This window comes from Bradyrhizobium sp. STM 3562 (genome assembly GCF_045571435.1).
In the GTDB taxonomy this organism is placed as follows: Bacteria; Pseudomonadota; Alphaproteobacteria; order Rhizobiales; family Xanthobacteraceae; genus Bradyrhizobium.
Map to the genome: position 1 here is coordinate 3,120,298 of NZ_CP120694.1, position 16,918 is coordinate 3,137,215.

Sequence of the window (16,918 nt, forward strand, 5' to 3'; positions counted from 1 at the left end):
GAATGACGCTCCGCCGGTCCGACACTGCATCTCGGATTTCTTGAGAGCGCGCGGCAACCTTTGGATTTTCCGGGTTCGCTCGCTGGCGCGAGCGCCCCGGAATGACGGAGCCGAGGAATCACGACTGCGATTGCGACTGCCACTGTCCGGGCCGCCCGGCTTGCTCGACCTTCACCGCAACCGAGAGCGTCTCGGTGCCGCCGCCGTAACGGGTGCCGCGCACCGGGGCGGCGCCGAGATAATCGAGGCCGATGGCGACGCGGACATGGGCATCGGTGGTGCAGATGCAGTTGGCGGCATCAAAACCGACCCAACCGAGATCGGGCACATAGGCTTCCGCCCAGGCGTGGCCGGCGGGCTGATTGATCATGCCGTCGGAGCGCAGGAAATGGCCGGAGACGAAGCGGGCAGGCACGCCGCCGCTGCGGGCGCAGGCGATGAAGATGTGCGCGTAGTCCTGGCAGACGCCGCGCTTGAGCGCGAAGGCGTCCGCAGCCGAGGTGCCGCTGTGGGTCGGGTCCTCGTCGAAGGTCATGTGCTCGTTGACGTGGGTCATCAGCGCATGCAGGAAGCCGAGCACGTCACCTTCGGATTCCGCGCGCAGCTCGCGCACGAAATTCGTCATCGCGGGGTTGATCGCGGTCAGCGCGGTCGGGCGCAGGAATAGCCCTGGCGGAAAGCGCTCATCCGTGCCGCGCAGCACGCCGCCATTGTCGTGGGTCTCGACCTGTCCCTCCACGGTGATGGTGAGATCGGCGGTTGTGCCGTTCGTCATCACATGGATGACGTTGCCGAACGCGTCCTCATGGGCGTCGAGACGGGAATCGGTGGAGACGTCGATCTGCCAGTCCGCGACGTATTGGCCGTCATGGCTGCCGGGTGTCATCCGCAGGATCTGGATCACGCCGGAGGCGGGCGGATCGTAGCGGTAGGTGGTGGCGTGGAAGATTTTCAGGCGCATGGCGGTCGATCATGGCTCGATGCAGCTAAAGAGCGGTCATTCTGGTTGGGCAGACCCATCTCCGTTCCGTCATCCTTAAGGTGCCGTCGCGAAGCGGCGGCCTCGAAGGATGAACGGCCCCGCAGCAACCACCGGGGCCGTCGCCCCTCGAGGCTCGCTCCGCGAGCACCTCAGGGTGACGGTGATGGTTGGGAGCCCGTTTCTATGTAGCACGTTTATGCTCTGGAATATCCACGGCAACCGCGATCGTCATGCCCAGCCCTGATACGTGCAGTTAAGTATCACTCCGTCATTCCGGGATGCTCCGACAGGACCAAGCCCGGAATCTCGAGATTCCGGGTTCGCCTCTTCGAGGCGGCCCGGAATGACGGAAACCGTGGCCGCACCGCGCCCATCAAATCAAATACTGCTTCGCGATGATCTCCCCCAGCCGCGCATTATCCGCGATGAACTCCTGGATGAACTCGTGCACGCCTCTCTGGAAGATATCGTCCATATGGCTGTGCTCGAGCCGGTTGCGGATGCCGCGGGCGTGGCGCTGGGCGGGGCCCTGGCGGCCATAGGCGACGCCGATCTGGTCGAGGTTGCGCGCTAGGTTGCCGTAGCAGCTCGCGAGCGAGCGCGGCAGCGTGTCGTTGAGGATCAGGAGGTCGGCGATCAGCCAGGGTTTTAGGGTTTCGCGGTAGACCCAGTGATAGGCTGTCAGCGCCGAGACCGAGCGCAGGATCGAGCTCCATTGGTAGAAATCCAGGGGACCGCCGACATGCTCCTCCTCGGGCAGCAGCACGTGATATTTGACGTCGAGGATGCGCGCGGTGTTGTCGGCGCGTTCCAGGTGCAGGCCGAGCCTGGAGAACCAATAGGCATCGTTGCGCAGCATGGTACGATAGGCCGAGCCGTCGAAGCGCAGCGAGGTTTCCTGCACGAAGCGCAGGAAGCGCGCGAGCTGCTCGCGGCTCGTCGTACCCTTGGTCCAGACCTCCTGCAGCTCGATCCAGGCGCCGTTGATGGTGTCCCACATTTCGCTGGTCAGCGCGGTGCGCACCGAGCGTGAATTGAGCCGTGCCTGCTCGATGCAGTTCTTGATCGAGGAGGGGTTGGCGGGATTGAAGGACAGATATTCGACGACGTTGTGCTCATTGGCTTCGTCGTAAGTCTCATAGAAGCTCTGGCTGACGCCGGCGGTGAGCAGCGCCGACTCCCATTCGTTGGTCTTGCCGATATAGGCGGCGGGCAGGGCGGTGACGCGCAACGTCGCGTCGATGGTGCGCGCGATATATTCGGCACGTTCGACATAGCGGGCCAGCCAGAACAGGTTTTCGGCGGTGCGCGAGAGCATGCGTTACTCGTCCAATATCCAGGTGTCCTTGGTGCCGCCGCCCTGGCTGGAATTGACCACCAGCGAGCCTTCCTTCAGCGCCACGCGGGTGAGCCCGCCGGGCACGATGGTGCTGCGGTCGCGCCCCGTCAGCACGAACGGGCGCAGATCGACATGGCGCGGAGCGAGGCCGGATTCGGTGCAGGTCGGGCAGGTCGAGAGCGCCAGCGTCGGCTGGGCGATGAAGCCTTCGGGCTCGCGTTTGAGCTTGTCGCGGAAGGCTTCGATGGTGGCCTTGGTCGCGGCGGGGCCGATCAGCATGCCGTAGCCGCCGGAGCCGTGCACTTCCTTCACGACGAGATCGTCGAGATTGTCGAGCACGTAAGCCAGATCCTTGGGCTCGCGGCAGCGCCAGGTCGGCACGTTCTTTAAGATCGGCTCTTCGGCGAGGTAGAATTTCACGACGTCAGGCATGTAGGAATAGATCGCCTTGTCATCGGCGATCCCGGTGCCGACCGCATTGGCGAGCGTGATGTTGCCGGCCGCATAGGCCGACATCAAACCAGGCACGCCAAGCACCGAGTCGGGCCGGAAGGTCAGGGGATCGAGGAAGTCGTCGTCGACCCGGCGGTAGATCACGTCCACGCGCTTGAGGCCTTCCGTGGTGCGCATGAAGACCTCGTCGTTCTTGACGATGAGGTCGCGTCCCTCGACGAGCTCGATGCCGAGCTTGTCGGCCAGAAACGAATGCTCGTAATAGGCGGAGTTGTAGACACCCGGCGTCATCAACGCGACCGTCGGTTCGGCCGAGGCGCTTCGGGGCGCCACCGAGCGCAAGGCGGCGAGCAGCTCGTCCGGGTAGCGCTCGACCGGCGCGATACGATGCCGCGCGAACAGGTCCGGAAACAGCCGCATCATGATTTCGCGGTTTTCCAGCATGTAGGAGACGCCCGAGGGCGTGCGGGCATTGTCCTCCAGCACGATGAAGTCTTCGGCATCGACCCTGACGACGTCGATGCCGGCAATGTGAACATAGACGTCGTGCGGCACGTCCTGCCCGTTCATCTCCGGGCGGAACACCGGGTTCTGGAAGATCAAATCGTCCGGGATGATGCCGGCGCGCAGGATATCGCGGTTATGATAAATGTCGCTCAGGAACATATTGAGCGCGCGCACCCGCTGCTTCAGACCCTTTTCCAGGATGGTCCATTCCTTCCCCGACAGGATGCGGGGGATCACATCGAAGGGAATCAGCCGCTCCTGGGCCTCGGAGTCGCCATAGACGGCAAAGGTGATGCCGATCCGGCGGAACAGGAGCTCCGCCTCCTGGCGGCGATATTGGAGGGCGTCCGGCGGGGTCTCCTTCAGCCAGCGGGAGAGCTCGGAATAGGCCGCGCGGATATCGCCGCCGGGGCCGTTCATTTCATCGAACGCGACTGCCATCGAACCTGGGGTCCCCCTTGAGCCAGTGCGTAACAGTGCATGACTTGAAGGGATGGTAGCAAGGGTCGGGCCAGCGCGATATGCATTGGGAGGCGGCATTTGCCGACGAAGTTTCGAATGCTGCCCGAAAAAATGGCTCGCGGGTGCTTATTTCGGCAGCAAAATCCCGTGACTTCAAGCTGTCGGCCCGGCAAGTTGGGGCGGCGCGGGAAGGGACAAGGTTTTAGGGAGAGGTCATGACTGAGATCGTCACCGCCGGGCTGCTGGTCATCGGCGACGAGATCCTGTCCGGACGGACCAAGGACAAGAACATCGGCTTTATTGCGGAATACCTGACCAATATCGGGATCGACCTGAAGGAGGTGCGGGTGGTGGCGGACGATGAGGACGACATCGTCGCGGCGCTGAATGCGCTGCGCGCCCGTTACACCTATGTCTTCACGACCGGCGGCATCGGCCCGACCCATGACGACATTACCGCCGATGCGGTCGCAAAAGCGTTCGGCGTCGGCATCGATCATCATCCCGAGGTGGTGGCGCGGTTCAAGGAACGGTTTCAGAACCCGGGCGAGCTGAACGAGGCCCGGCTGCGGATGGCGCGGATTCCCGATGGCGCCGAGCTGATCCAAAGCGCGACCATCCTGGCGCCGGGCTTCAAGATCGGCAATGTCATCGTAATGGCCGGTGTGCCCTCGATCATGCAGGCGATGATGGACATCATCTCGCCCAAGCTGAAATCAGGCGTCAAGATGCTGTCGGATACGGTGCGCGCCAATTGCAGGGAGGGCGACATCGGCGGCCCGTTGCGGGCGATCGCGCAGGCGCATCCCGACACCATCATCGGCAGCTATCCCTTCATCGACGAGAACAAGAAGCCCAACACCAATCTCGTGGTCCGCTCGCGCGACCCGGACAAGCTCAACGCCGCGATGGAGGCCGTGAAGGAGATGCTCAAGCAACTGCATGGCAGCACGACTTCCTGATACAATGGATCTGATAGCATGGTTGAACGAAGCTCTGAACTCACCGCGCAGGAGCGCGCGGGCAAGGCCTTTCCGGTCTCATGGGACCAGTTTCACCGGGATTGCCGGGCGCTGACCTGGCGGCTGAACGAGGTCGGGCCGTTCCACGCGGTGATCGCGATCACCCGCGGCGGGCTGGTGCCGGCGGCGATCGTGGCGCGCGAGCTTGGCGTGCGCGTCATCGATACCGTCTGCATCGCAAGCTACGATCACACCAAGCAGGGCGATCTCAAAGTATTGAAGGGCATTTCGGAGGAAACCGCGAAGCTCGGCGGCGGCACCGGCAAGGGGCTTCTGATCGTCGATGATCTCGTCGATACCGGCAAGACCGGGCGGCTGGTGCGCGAGATGCTGCCCGATGCGCACTTCGCCACCGTCTACGCCAAGCCGAAGGGGCGGCCGCTGGTCGACACCTTCATCACCGAAGTGTCGCAGGACACCTGGATCTTCTTCCCGTGGGATACCGCGCTATCGTTCCAGCCGCCGATCCGCGATGGGGCGGCGTGATGGGGCGCGCCGTCATTCCGGGTTCGCTCGCTGACGCGAGCGCCCCGGAATGACGGTGGAGCGCTTGGCACCATGCCCCTGCAGAACCGCGTCACCCCAACCGGCGAGATCGTCGCCACGCCCGAGCGTGGCCTGTTCGTCGGCAACCGCGGCATCATTCACGATCCCGCCACCAAGACGCTGCTGCGAAAGCGCTGGTCGACGCCGGCCTGGCTCACCTGCGTGCTGGAGTTTCGCGGCCGCCGGCGCAAGGTGATGGCGGGGCGAAGCTGGACCGAGCTGTTCTTTCTCGATGAAGCCACCGCGCTCGCGGCCGGGCATCGGCCGTGCTTTTTCTGCCGACGCGAAGACGCCAATCGCTTTCGCGCAGCGTGGGAGAAAGGCAATGGCTGCGGCCACCTGTTGGCCGGCGAAATGGATGCGGTTCTCCATCGTGAGCGGCTGGACCGCGGCAAAAAACGGCTGCATGAGCTGCCGATGCCGCTGCGAGAGCTGCCGGATGGCGCGATGGTGCAGGCCGGGACGGACAGCTTCTTGATCGCACAGGGCAGGCCGCTCAAATGGTCCCCGGCGGGCTATGTGAAAGCATCGCGTGAGTTGCAAGAGCCGATGCTGCTGACGCCGCCCTCGACCTTGCGGGCACTCATCGCGGGCTACCGGCCGGTGCTGCATCCGAGCGCGAGAATGGAGAGAATGTAGCCCGCATAAGCGCCAGCGCGATACGGGACACGCTCACGCGGGCTACAACGGCCAACATCGCTTAGCGCATCAGCCGAGCTTCTCGCGCGCCAGCCTTGCGCCGGCGCCGAGCGCGGCGAGCTTGGCTTCGGCAATATCCCGGCGCATCGGCGCCATGCCGCAATTGGTCGTCGCGATGATGTTGCTCTTCGGCACGAATTTCAGCACGGCCTCGATCACCTTGACGACATCCTCCGCCGTCTCGACCTCGTCGCTGGCGACGTCGATCACGCCGGCCTGCACCAGCTTGTTCGGGAGAGCCGACAACAGGTCCAGCGGCACGTGCGAATTGCGGCATTCGATTGCGACCTGCTGAATGCTGCTCTTGTCGATCGCCGGAAAGATCAGTTCATATTGTCGCCATTCGCTGCCCAGCGTCTGCTTCCAGTCGGTGTTGGCCTTGATGCCGTAGCCGTAGCAGATGTGCACGGCGGTCGCGCAAGGCAGCCCTTCGGCGGCGCGCTCCAGCGCCTTGATGCCCCAGTCATTGACCTCGGCCATGTAGACGTTGAAGGCGGGCTCGTCGAACTGGATGAGGTCGACGCCGTCGGCGGCGAGCGCCTTGGCCTCCTCGTTGAGCAGTTCGGCGAAAGCGAACGCCATCTTGACGCGGTCGCCATAATAGCGGTCCGCGATGGTGTCGATGATGGTCATTGGGCCGGGCAGCGTAAATTTCAGTTTTCGCGTCGTGTGGGTGCGGGCGATGCGCGCCTCATCCGCATGGACGCGGCCCTTGAGCCTGAGCGGCGCCACCACCTGCGGCACCATCGCCTTGTAGCGGTCGGCGCGGATTCCCATCTCGACCTTGTGGGCGAAATCGATGCCATCGATCTTCTCCAGAAAGCCGTGCACGAAATGCTGGCGCGACTGCTCGCCTTCGGTGACGATGTCGATGCCGAAATCTTCCTGCAGCTTGAGCCAAAGCAGGGTCGCGTCGCGCTTGGCGCGTGAAAGCTGCTCGCCGGCGCTTTTCCAGGGGGCCCAAAGGATGTTGGGCTCGGCGAGCCATTCCGGCTTCGGCAGTGAGCCGGCGATGGTGGTCGGAAACAGCATGGGCACCTCCCTTTCTGTCTGATTGAGCCCCTCTGTGCCATGCCTTATGCTCAAGGTACAGAACAACAATCATCGTCCCGGCGGGCAAGCGCGAAGCGCGTCTTTCAGCCAAATCCTGCCGGGGCGTACGGGGAAACCATGATCGACCTCTATTACGCGCCGACGCCGAACGGCTGGAAAATCTCGATCATGCTGGAGGAGCTCGGGCTTCCCTATAAGGTGATCCCGGTCAATATCCGCGCCGGCGAGCAGTTTCGCCCCGAATTCCTGGCGATCAGCCCCAACAACCGCATACCGGCGATCGTCGATCATGAGCCGGCCGATGGCGGCGAGCCCTTTTCGGTGTTCGAGACCGGCGCGATCCTGATCTATCTCGCGGAAAAGACCGGCCGCTTCTTGCCGACGGACCTGCGCGGCCGTTCCGGGGTCGTTCAATGGGTGATGTGGCAGATGGGCGGCTTAGGGCCGATGCTCGGCCAGCACGGCCACTTCGCGCTCTATGCGCCGGAAAAAATTCCGTATGCGATCCAGCGCTATCGCGACGAGGCGGCGCGGCTCTATCACGTGCTCGACGTTCAGCTCGGCAAGACCGGCGCCTATGTCGCCGGCGATTATTCGATCGCCGACATCGCCTGCTTTCCCTGGACCATGACTCACAAGGCGCAGGGCTTTACGCTGGACGATTATCCCAACGTCAAGCGCTGGTACGCAGCGGTCCGGGCGCGGCCGCAGGTGCAGGCCGGGCTTGCGATCGGCAAGTTCGTCAAGGAGCCGTTCGATGAGGAAGCGCGCCGCAACATGTTCGGGGCTCGCGCGAAGGAGATGGCGGAGGGGAAGTGAGCGCCCGTGCCCCACCGTCATTGCGAGGAGCGAAGCGATGAAGCAATCCAGACTGCATCCGCGGATGCAAAACTGGATTGCTTCGCTTCGCTCGCAATGACGGTTAAGCTGGGCGAACAACAAAGGAAACGCCAATGATCGAGTTCTTCTTCGACTGTTCCAGCCCCTGGACTTATCTCGCCTTTCACAACATCCAGCCGCTGGCAAAAGAGTTCGGCGAGGAGATTTCGTGGCGACCGATCCTGGTCGGCGGCATCTTCAACACCGTCAACCCGAGCGTCTATGCCTCGCGCGAGAAGCCAGTGCCGCTGAAGCAGCGCTATATGCTCAAAGACCTCGGCGATTGGGCGCGCTCGGCCGGACTTGCGATCAAGATGCCGCCGACGGTGTTTCCGGTGAACAGCGTGAAGGCGATGCGCGGCTGCATCTGGGCGGGCAAGGAGATCGTGCCGTTCGCGCGTGCGGTGTTCGAGGCCTATTGGGGCGAGGACAAGGACGTCTCGCAGGACGCGGTGCTCGCCGAGATCTGCCGCCGCGTGGGTGTCGATCCCCAGACATTCTTCGCCGGGATCGGCCAGCAAGCGATCAAGGACCAGCTCAAGGCCAATACGGATGAAGTCATGGCGCGCGGCGGCTTCGGCTCGCCCACCATCTTCCTCGACGAGACCGATATGTATTTCGGCAACGATCGCCTGCCGCTGATCCGGGAGGCGCTGGCGCGGCGCAAGGAGCGCGCCGCCTGATGCCGAAGGCGGTGGTTTGCCGCGAGCTCGGAGCGCCGGAGCGGCTGCGGCTGGAAGAACGTGCATCGCAGCCGCTGAGCGAGGGCGAGGTGCGGATCGCCATCCGCGCGGCCGGGATCAACTTTCCCGATATATTGATGGCGGCGGGCGAATATCAGCTCAAGCCGGAGCTGCCGTTCACGCCCGGCGTGGAGGCGGCCGGCGACGTGGTCGAGGTGAACGGCGTGGCATCAGGCATTGCCCTCGGCCAGAAGGTGATCGTGCGCATGCGCTACGGCGCCTATGCGGAGGAAGCGGTGGTCGCGCCGACGCAGCTCACGCCCTTGCCTGGAAATTTCGATTATGCGGAAGGCGCGACCTTTCTTGCCGCGCACGGCACAGCGTATCACGCGCTGGTGGACCGCGGGCAGCTTCAGGCCGGCGAGGTGCTGTTGGTGCATGGCGCGGGCGGCGGCGTCGGGCTGGCAGCCGTCGAGATCGGCAAGCTGCTCGGCGCGACCGTGATCGCGGCCGCATCATCGGAAGAGAAGCTTGGCGTGGCGCAGGCGCGCGGCGCCGATCATCTCGTGCTCTATTGCCGTGAGCCGTTCCGCGATGCCGTGAAACGCATCACCGGCGGGCGCGGCGCGGACGTGGTGTTCGATCCGGTCGGCGGTGAGGTCTTCGAAAACAGCCTGCGCTGCATCGCCTGGGGTGCGCGCCTGCTCGTGATCGGCTTCACCGGCGGCATCGGCCTCGCACGCACCAATCTCGTGCTCATCAAAGGCGCAAGCGTGCTGGGCGTGCGCGCCGGGGAGGCGGCGCGGAAAAATCCCGCGCTGGCGGAAGCCCGGATGCAGGCGCTGTTACAATGGGCGGAGCAGGGGCGCGTCCGCCCCAACATCTCGCATCGCCTGCCACTCGCGCAGTGTGCGCAAGCGATGCGGCTTTTGATCGAGCGCAAGGCGATCGGAAGAGTGGTGCTGGTGATGTAATGATGTAGGGTGGGTAGAGCGTAGCGAAACCCACCATTTTTCGCGCGGCTTGAGACGTGGTGGGTTTCGCTTGCGCTCTAACCACCCTACGGCTTCGTCATTTGTACTCCCGCTCCTCCCACCACGGAAAATAATCCGGCATGTCGGCGGAGACCTTGTTCTTGAACACGGCCGGCCGCTTCTCCAGGAACGCCATCACGCCTTCCTTGACGTCGTCCGAGCGTCCGCGCGTGTAGATGCCGCGGCTGTCGATCTTGTGCGCTTCCATCGGATCGTCGACCCCCAACATGCGCCACATCATCTGCCGGATCAGCGCGATCGAGACCGGCGCGGTCTTCTCTGCGATCTCGCGCGCCAGCCCCTGCGCCGTCCGCAACAATTCGTCCGCTGGCACCACCTTGCTGACGAGACGGCCCGCAAGCGCCTCCTGGGCTGGAAACACGCGGCCGGTGTAACACCACTCCAGGGCTTGCGCGATGCCGACGATGCGCGGCAGGAACCAGCTCGAGGCCGCTTCGGGCACGATGCCGCGTTGGGAGAACACGAAGCCGAAACGTGCGGCCTCGGAGGCAATACGGATATCCATCGCAAGCTGCATGGTGACGCCGATGCCGACCGCCGGTCCGTTCACCGCGGCGATGACAGGCTTTAAGCATTTGAAGATGCGTAAGGTCACCTGGCCGCCGCCGTCGCGCACGTTGGCATCGCTATAATCCACTCTGCCGTCGGGCAGGCGCCTGACCGGCCCGCGCCGCGCATCGCGATCAAAAGTATCGGCGCCGGAGGAAAGATCGGCGCCCGCGCAAAATGCGCGGCCTTCGCCCGTTACGATAATGGCACGGACGTCGTCATCCTTGTCGGCGCGGTCGAACGCATCGATCAACTCCCGCTGCATTGTGGCGTTGAAGGCGTTCAGCTTTTCCGGCCGGTTCAAGGTGGTGGTGAGGATATTTTCCGCGACCTCGTACTTGATCGTCTCGTAGGTCATTGGGTGCTTCCTTCCCTGTGATTTTATTTGCCGTCGTCATGGCCGGGCTTGTCCCGCCTGCCCGGGCCTTCGCCTCGCCGAAGCGGCTCCGGCCGCGCAGGCGGGACAAGCCCGGGCATGACGGAGTTGAGAGAGCGCTACTTCTTCGGCGGGCTCGGCCAGGGGCGTTGCGGACCACGCAGGCTCTCGAATGCCTTGGCCATCGCCAGCACGCCGAGATCGTCGAAGCGGCGGCCGATGATCTGTACGCCGATCGGAAAGCCCTTGTCGTCGTAGCCGCCATTGATCGAGATGGCGGGATTTTCCGACATGTTCCATGGCACGGTGTAGCAGATGTGCTCGAACGGCTTGTCCGGATCGTTGAGCGGCGCCGCGTATTCGGCCGGGAAGTTGACCACCGGCGACACCGGCGAGATCACATAGTCGAGATCGCAGAACAGCTTTGCGGCCGCGGCGCGGATTGCCATGGTGGCATTGAAGCCGCGGATGACCTCGACGCCGGACAGTTTCGCGCCGCGTTCGCCCCATTGATAAATGTAAGGCAGTATCTTGCGCCGTTCGTCCGGCGCGAGCTTCTCGATCTCGTCCCACATCCGGGCGCGCCAGAAATTGTCGAGCCCATCCAGCATCTCTCGCGTGAGAATACCGTCGACCTCGGTGACGACGCTGCCAGCGGATTCGAACGCCTTCGCCGCTTTCACCACCACCTCGCGCACCGGCTTCTCCAGCGCCTGGCCGACGTTGAGGTTGAGCATCAGGCCGAGCCGCAATTTGCGCGGCGATTTTTCCAGCGTCTTCCAGTGGAAGTCGTTGGGCGGCAGGCTCATGCCGTCGCGGCGATCGGGCTTGGACAGCACAGCCATCATCAGCGCGGCGTCATCGACGATGCGCGTCATCGGGCCGGCGACGCGGCCGACATAGGGCGGATCGATCGGCACGCGCCCGAGGCTCGGCTTCAAGCCGACCAGGCCGCACCAGCAGGCCGGCAGCCGCACCGAGCCGCCGATATCGGTGCCGAGATGCAGGGGACCGTAACCGGCCGCCGCCGCCGCGCCCGCGCCCGCGCTGGAGCCGCCGGGATTTTTGGAAAGATCCCAGGGGTTGCGCGTCAGCGGATGGAAGCTGGAGAGGCCTGACGACAGCATGCCGTAATCCGGCATGGTGGTTTTCGAGAAGATGATAGCGCCGGCTTCGCGGAGCCGCGCCGCCGGCGGCGCATCGGCCGCCGCGGGCGTGAGCTTGGTGCTTGCCGCGCCCAGCGGCATCGGCACGCCCTTAGTGGCGATGTTGTCCTTGACGGTGACCGGCACGCCGTCGAGCGCGTGGGTCTTTTCGTCCTTTTGCCAGCGTTCGGTGGAAGCCCTGGCAGCCGCACGCGCCCCCTCGGGATCGAAGGCGTAGAGCGCCTTGATGTGTGGCTCCCAGGCTTCGACATGCGCCAGCACCTCTTCCAGCACTTCCGAGGGCGAGAACTGTTTCGCGCGATAACCGGCGAGCAGGTCGACGGCGGAGAGGTCGTGCAGGGAGGTGACGGTCTCGTCGGGGGCTGAGTTATGCATGGGCGCCTGCCGGAAGCCTTGTTTCAACGATGCGCGCGAACATGCTGGCGCCAATGGGCAGAATCTTGTCGTCGAGCACGTAAGCAGGATTGTGCACAGGCACCGAGCCGTCGTGACCGATCCAGAAATAGGCGCCGGGAACGGTCTGCAGCATGTCCGCGAAGTCCTCACTGCCCATCTTGGGCTGCGACCGGGTCAACACCTTGGCCGGATCGACGATGGTGCGCGCGACGTCCTCGACCACCCTGGACTGCTCTTCCTGGTTGACCAGCACGCTGAAAATGTCGCGGATATCGACGGTGATCTCGCAATCGAAGGCGGTGGCGACGCCGGCGCACAGCGCGCGCATGCGCTCGCGGATCAGCGCACGCACTTCATCGGAGAACGCGCGCACGGTGCCGCAGAGCTTGGCATCGCCCGGAATCACGTTGTAGGCGGAGCCGGCGTGGATCTGCGTGATCGACAGCACCGCCGCCTGCAGCGGATCGACATTGCGGCTGACGATGGTCTGCAGCGCCTGACCGAGCGTCATGGCGATGACCACGGCGTCCTTGGAACGTTCGGGCATCGCGCCATGCGCGCCATAGCCGTTGATGTTGATGTCGAAGAAGTCGGCGCCGGCCATCGCCGGTCCCGGCAGGATAGCGATCTCGCCGTGGTTGAGATCGGGCGCGTTGTGCAGCCCGTAGAGCTCGTCGCAGGGGAATTTCTCGAACAGGCCGTCCTTGATCATGGCCCGCGCGCCGCCGAGACCTTCCTCGGCGGGCTGGAAGATAAAATGCACGGTCCCGTCGAAATTGCGGGTCTCGGCGAGATAGCGCGCGGTGCCGAGCAGCATGGTCGTGTGGCCGTCATGGCCGCAGCCATGGAAGCGGCCGGGAATGGTCGAGCGCCATTTCAGATTGGTATTTTCCTCCATCGGCAGCGCATCCATGTCGGCGCGCAGCCCAATGCGCCTGCCGCCATTGCCCTTGCCTTTGAGCACGCCGACCACGCCGGTGCCGCCGAAGCCGCGATGCACCTCGATGCCCCATTGCGCCAGCTTCTCGGCGACGATGCCGGAGGTGCGCACCTCTTCGAAGCCGATCTCGGGGTGGGCGTGCAGGTCGCGGCGAATGGCGGTCAGTTCGTCGGCATAGCCTTGGATGCGGTCGATGGTCGGCATTTCTCTCTTATCCGTTTGAACGGGAATTTGCTTGGGGCGTGAACACGGGACCGTTCGGCCTGAGACGAACGCCCGGGCGCAGCCGCGTCCAGGGCAGGCTCGCAGGATCGGCCGGCATCGCGCCGGGCGCGGCGCAGATCAGGAGCTTTTCGGCGATCGGCTCGAAGTCGGCGCGGAAATGCACCGAGCTCTTGTTGACGAGGATCGCCTGTTCGGTCGGCTCGATGCCGACATAACGGTACATCGCCTGGTCGGCGAGCTGCGCCTTGTGCGAGGCGACGACGACACGGATGTCGCCGATGCGCAAGCAGGCGGAGGGCCCCATCTCCATTTCCCGGCCGCCGAAATAAGGCCCGGGCGCGATGAACTTGCCGTCGGACAGCCGCTCGACGACAAAACTTTCTTCATAAGGCGCGTCGCCCGGAATGCCGGATTTGCCGCCGAGCGCGAGCGTAACGGTTGCGCCGACGCCCGCCTCATGCGCGGCCCTGGCCGATTGCGGGTCGTAGATCACGCCGATCGCGGCGCGGCTTGCCCGGTTGCGGACCAATGCGCGCAGCATGCCCGTGGTGTCGGAATCGCCCCCGGCGCCGGGATTGTCCTGCGTGTCGGCGATAACGATCGGCCTTTTCGCCGATCTCGCGAGCTCCATCGCGTGGCGCACACCTTCGTCCGGCGAGTAGATCCGACCGTCGAAATCGTGTTCATGACTTGCGACCAGGCGCGTGACCGCATCCGCCGCGGCATCCGCATCGGCTTGCGTTCGTCCATAGGCGAATACGCTGGGGCCGCAATCGGCAATGTCGGCGGCGGGAAAGCCCGGCGCGAAGGAGAGGGTGGGCACCGCATCGCTCTCGATCGCGGCGAGTTTTTCGTAGATGCCCTTGGTCGGCTGATCGTTGGTGCACTGCCAGCTAATCGGAATCAGGAACGGCAATTGCCGGAACGCCTTGGCGAAACGTTGTCTGGTCCGAAGCAGCAAGGCGAGATGCCTGGCCGAGGCGCGCCCGGTTTCGGCCATGTCGACATGCGGATAGGTGCGATAGGCGATCAGCGCGTCCGCATGCGCGATCATTTCCGGCGTGACGTTGGCGTGGAGGTCGAGGCTCGCGACCAGCGGCAGATCCTTGCCGATCACGTTGCGCACCCGCGCCAAAATTTCGCCTTCGCCGTCGTCGAGATGCTCGGTGACCATGGCGCCGTGCAGGTCGAGATAAACGGCATCGATCGGGCCGGCCGCTGCGATGCCCTCGACCATGACTTTGACGACGCGCTCGAACGCATCCCTCGTGACGTGCGCGGATGGGCTCGCGCCGCAGGCGATGGTCGGCACCAGGTCCCAGCCGTAGGTCCCGGCGACGTCGACAAAGCCTGCAAGACCCACATTGATGCCGCGCATCACCTTCAGCACGTCGGCGCCCGTCGTCATCGAGGGCCAGCCGCCGCCATGCACGAAGTCATCATAGGTCGCCTTGGTGGGCGCAAAAGTGTTGGTCTCGTGCAGAAAGCCGCCGACGGCGATGCGTGTCATTCCAGGAGTCTCAGTTCAGATTGGTGCGCGCGACGTTAGCTCGGCCATTGCAAGATGCAAGACAGCGAGCAATTACACTTTTGCATGCCGTATGAGCGTGTGCGCTGCGGCGTGGCGAGATGAATAAAGTCCCAAGAGAGATGGATGCAATCGCACTCCGTCATTCCGGGGCGGTGCGTTAGCACCGAACTCTGATGTGCAATTGCACATCTGAGAATCTCGAGATTCCCCGATGCGCACTTGCGCATCTGAGGTTCGCGCTTCGCGCGCCGCGGAATGACGGTGCAAATGATTCACATCGTCGCCACCGCGCCCTCTGCCACGGGACGGAAATTGGCAAAATCCCAGCTACGGCCGGGGGCGGCGTCGAGCAGGGCCTTTGTGTAGGGCTGCTGCGGGTTGGTCAGCACCTCGGCGGCGGGTCCCTGTTCGACCACGCGGCCGCTCTGCATCACGACGACCTCGTCGCAGATTTGCGCCGCAACCCGCAAGTCGTGGGTGATGAAGAGCAGCGCGATGCCAAGTCGCTTCTGGATCTCGTCGAGCAGTTCCAGTACCTGGGCCTGCACGGACACATCGAGCGCGGAGACGGCTTCATCCGCGACCAGCACGTCGGGGTCGAGCGCAAGCGCGCGCGCAATGGCGATGCGCTGGCGCTGGCCGCCGGAGAACTGGTGCGGGTAGCGCGAGCCGGCGTCGGCCGGCAGATCGACCAGTTCGAGCAGCTCGCGCGCCTTCGCCAGCGCTTCTGCGCGCGGCACGCCATAATTGATCGGCCCCTCCGCGATGCTTTCGCCGGCGGTGATGCGCGGATTGAGCGAGCGATAGGGGTCCTGGAAGACGATCTGGATGCGCCGGCGGTGCGGCTGCAGGAGGCGGCGCGACAGGTCGGAGATTTCGCGGCCCACCAGCCGGATACCGCCGGAGGTGGGATCGATCAGGCGAACGATGCAGCGCGCCACCGTCGATTTGCCGGAACCGCTCTCGCCGACGATGCCGAGCGTGCGACCCCTGCGCAGCGTCAGGGTGACGTTGTCGGCGGCGTGCACCTCGCGCGGTTTGCCGAAGAAGGAGCGCTCGCGATAGACCTTGCTGAGCTCGTTGGCTTCCAGCACCACCGGCTCCGTGGTCTCGGGGCGTGGCTGACGGGGCACGAGGCTCGGCACCGACGCAAGCAGGTTGCGGGTGTATTCCATCGTGGGCGCGCGCAGGATGGCATCGAGCGCGCCGGTTTCCACCAGGCGCCCCTGGCGCATCACTGCGACGCGATCGGCGATCTCGGCGACCACGCCCATGTCGTGGGTGATGAACAGCACGGCGGTGCCGTGATCGCGCTGCAGGTCGCGGATCAAGGTGAGGATCTGCTTCTGCGTGGTGACATCGAGCGCGGTGGTCGGCTCGTCCGCAATCAGGAGTTTGGGTTCGAGCACCAGCGCCATCGCGATCATGATGCGCTGGCGCTGGCCGCCGGAAAGCCGGTGCGGGTAGGAGGCGAAGATGCGCTCGACCTGCGGCAGCCGTACCTGCTCCATCATGTCGAGGATGCGCCTGCGGCGCGCGCGGGCGTCGAGCTTGGTGTGGGCGCGCAGCACCTCATCGATCTGCCGCCCGACCGGCACCACCGGGTTCAGCGCCGTCATTGGCTCCTGAAAGATCATCGCCATCGTGGTCGCGCGCAATTGCCGCAAGCGGCGGTCGCTCGCGGTGAGGAGCTCCTCGCCGACCAGCTTCACGCTGCCGGCGGTCGGCATCAGCGCGCCCTTTTGCAAGAGCCCCATCACCGTGAGCGAGGTGACGGATTTGCCCGAACCGCTTTCGCCGACCAGGCACAGCGTCTCGCCGCTGCCGACCTGCAGCGACAGGCCGTCAATGATGCGCGGTCCTTCGCCTTTCTTGCCAAGGCTGACGACGAGGTCGCGGATGTCGAGGACGGTGTTGGTCATGCTCTTATCTCTCCACCGTCATTGCGAGCGAAGCGAAGCAATCCAGAATGCCTCCGCGGCGACGGTCTGGATTGCTTCGTCGCGGAGCCTGTCATCGGGCGCGCGTTCGCGCGACCCGTTGGCTCCTCGCAAT

15 protein-coding genes are annotated in these 16,918 nt (G+C 64.5%); 6 read left to right on the forward strand and 9 right to left on the reverse strand.

Going from position 1 to position 16,918, the window contains the following annotated elements:
* Positions 1-118 precede the first annotated feature (118 nt).
* The 3 genes from P6U23_RS14310 to P6U23_RS14320 all read right to left on the reverse strand — a co-directional run bounded on the left by P6U23_RS14310 (position 119) and on the right by P6U23_RS14320 (position 3,722).
* Positions 119-961 (reverse strand): transglutaminase domain-containing protein, encoded by an 843-nt coding sequence (locus P6U23_RS14310; protein ID WP_407180377.1) that lies wholly within the window; start codon positions 959-961, stop codon positions 119-121.
* 394 nt (positions 962-1,355) lie between these two features.
* Entirely contained in the window at positions 1,356-2,300 is a 945-nt protein-coding gene (locus P6U23_RS14315) for an alpha-E domain-containing protein (protein ID WP_407180378.1), read from the reverse strand.
* Positions 2,301-2,303: 3 nt separating this feature from the next.
* Positions 2,304-3,722, reverse strand: a complete 1,419-nt coding sequence (locus tag P6U23_RS14320; RefSeq protein WP_407180379.1) for a circularly permuted type 2 ATP-grasp protein — start codon at positions 3,720-3,722, stop codon at positions 2,304-2,306.
* A gap of 236 nt (positions 3,723-3,958) precedes the next feature.
* Between P6U23_RS14320 and P6U23_RS14325 the strand changes: the two genes are divergently transcribed.
* From P6U23_RS14325 to P6U23_RS14335, 3 genes are all read left to right on the forward strand, one after another.
* On the forward strand, positions 3,959-4,705 hold the full coding sequence (locus P6U23_RS14325) for a competence/damage-inducible protein A (RefSeq protein ID WP_407180380.1): 747 nt from the start codon (positions 3,959-3,961) through the stop codon (positions 4,703-4,705).
* A gap of 18 nt (positions 4,706-4,723) precedes the next feature.
* Positions 4,724-5,251 carry a xanthine phosphoribosyltransferase gene (gene gpt, locus P6U23_RS14330; RefSeq protein ID WP_407180381.1) on the forward strand — a complete coding sequence of 176 codons (528 nt, stop codon included), beginning with the start codon at positions 4,724-4,726 and terminating at the stop codon, positions 5,249-5,251.
* 72 nt (positions 5,252-5,323) lie between these two features.
* Positions 5,324-5,950 (forward strand): hypothetical protein, encoded by a 627-nt coding sequence (locus tag P6U23_RS14335; RefSeq protein WP_407180382.1) that lies wholly within the window; start codon positions 5,324-5,326, stop codon positions 5,948-5,950.
* A gap of 69 nt (positions 5,951-6,019) precedes the next feature.
* Here P6U23_RS14335 and P6U23_RS14340 read toward each other — a convergent pair whose 3' ends face one another.
* Positions 6,020-7,042 (reverse strand): methionine synthase, encoded by a 1,023-nt coding sequence (locus P6U23_RS14340; RefSeq protein ID WP_407180383.1) that lies wholly within the window; start codon positions 7,040-7,042, stop codon positions 6,020-6,022.
* A gap of 138 nt (positions 7,043-7,180) precedes the next feature.
* Between P6U23_RS14340 and P6U23_RS14345 the strand changes: the two genes are divergently transcribed.
* The 3 genes from P6U23_RS14345 to P6U23_RS14355 all read left to right on the forward strand — a co-directional run bounded on the left by P6U23_RS14345 (position 7,181) and on the right by P6U23_RS14355 (position 9,599).
* Positions 7,181-7,882 (forward strand): glutathione S-transferase N-terminal domain-containing protein, encoded by a 702-nt coding sequence (locus P6U23_RS14345; protein WP_407180384.1) that lies wholly within the window; start codon positions 7,181-7,183, stop codon positions 7,880-7,882.
* Positions 7,883-8,016: 134 nt separating this feature from the next.
* Positions 8,017-8,625, forward strand: coding sequence for a 2-hydroxychromene-2-carboxylate isomerase (locus tag P6U23_RS14350; RefSeq protein WP_407180385.1), 609 nt, complete (start codon positions 8,017-8,019; stop codon positions 8,623-8,625).
* Positions 8,625-9,599 (forward strand): NADPH:quinone oxidoreductase family protein, encoded by a 975-nt coding sequence (locus P6U23_RS14355; protein WP_407180386.1) that lies wholly within the window; start codon positions 8,625-8,627, stop codon positions 9,597-9,599. Before P6U23_RS14350 ends, P6U23_RS14355 begins: the two co-directional genes overlap by 1 nt.
* A gap of 97 nt (positions 9,600-9,696) precedes the next feature.
* Here the strand turns inward: P6U23_RS14355 and P6U23_RS14360 are convergent, their stop codons facing one another.
* The 5 genes from P6U23_RS14360 to P6U23_RS14380 all read right to left on the reverse strand — a co-directional run bounded on the left by P6U23_RS14360 (position 9,697) and on the right by P6U23_RS14380 (position 16,785).
* Positions 9,697-10,587, reverse strand: a complete 891-nt coding sequence (locus P6U23_RS14360; protein ID WP_407180387.1) for a crotonase/enoyl-CoA hydratase family protein — start codon at positions 10,585-10,587, stop codon at positions 9,697-9,699.
* 137 nt (positions 10,588-10,724) lie between these two features.
* A complete protein-coding gene (locus P6U23_RS14365; protein ID WP_407180388.1) occupies positions 10,725-12,146 on the reverse strand; it encodes an amidase in 1,422 nt (473 codons plus the stop codon).
* On the reverse strand, positions 12,139-13,311 hold the full coding sequence (locus P6U23_RS14370) for a M20 aminoacylase family protein (protein ID WP_407180389.1): 1,173 nt from the start codon (positions 13,309-13,311) through the stop codon (positions 12,139-12,141). Before P6U23_RS14370 ends, P6U23_RS14365 begins: the two co-directional genes overlap by 8 nt.
* A gap of 7 nt (positions 13,312-13,318) precedes the next feature.
* Positions 13,319-14,842, reverse strand: a complete 1,524-nt coding sequence (locus P6U23_RS14375) for a M81 family metallopeptidase (protein WP_407180390.1) — start codon at positions 14,840-14,842, stop codon at positions 13,319-13,321.
* Positions 14,843-15,135: 293 nt separating this feature from the next.
* Positions 15,136-16,785, reverse strand: a complete 1,650-nt coding sequence (locus P6U23_RS14380) for an ABC transporter ATP-binding protein (RefSeq protein ID WP_407180391.1) — start codon at positions 16,783-16,785, stop codon at positions 15,136-15,138.
* Positions 16,786-16,918 lie beyond the last annotated feature (133 nt).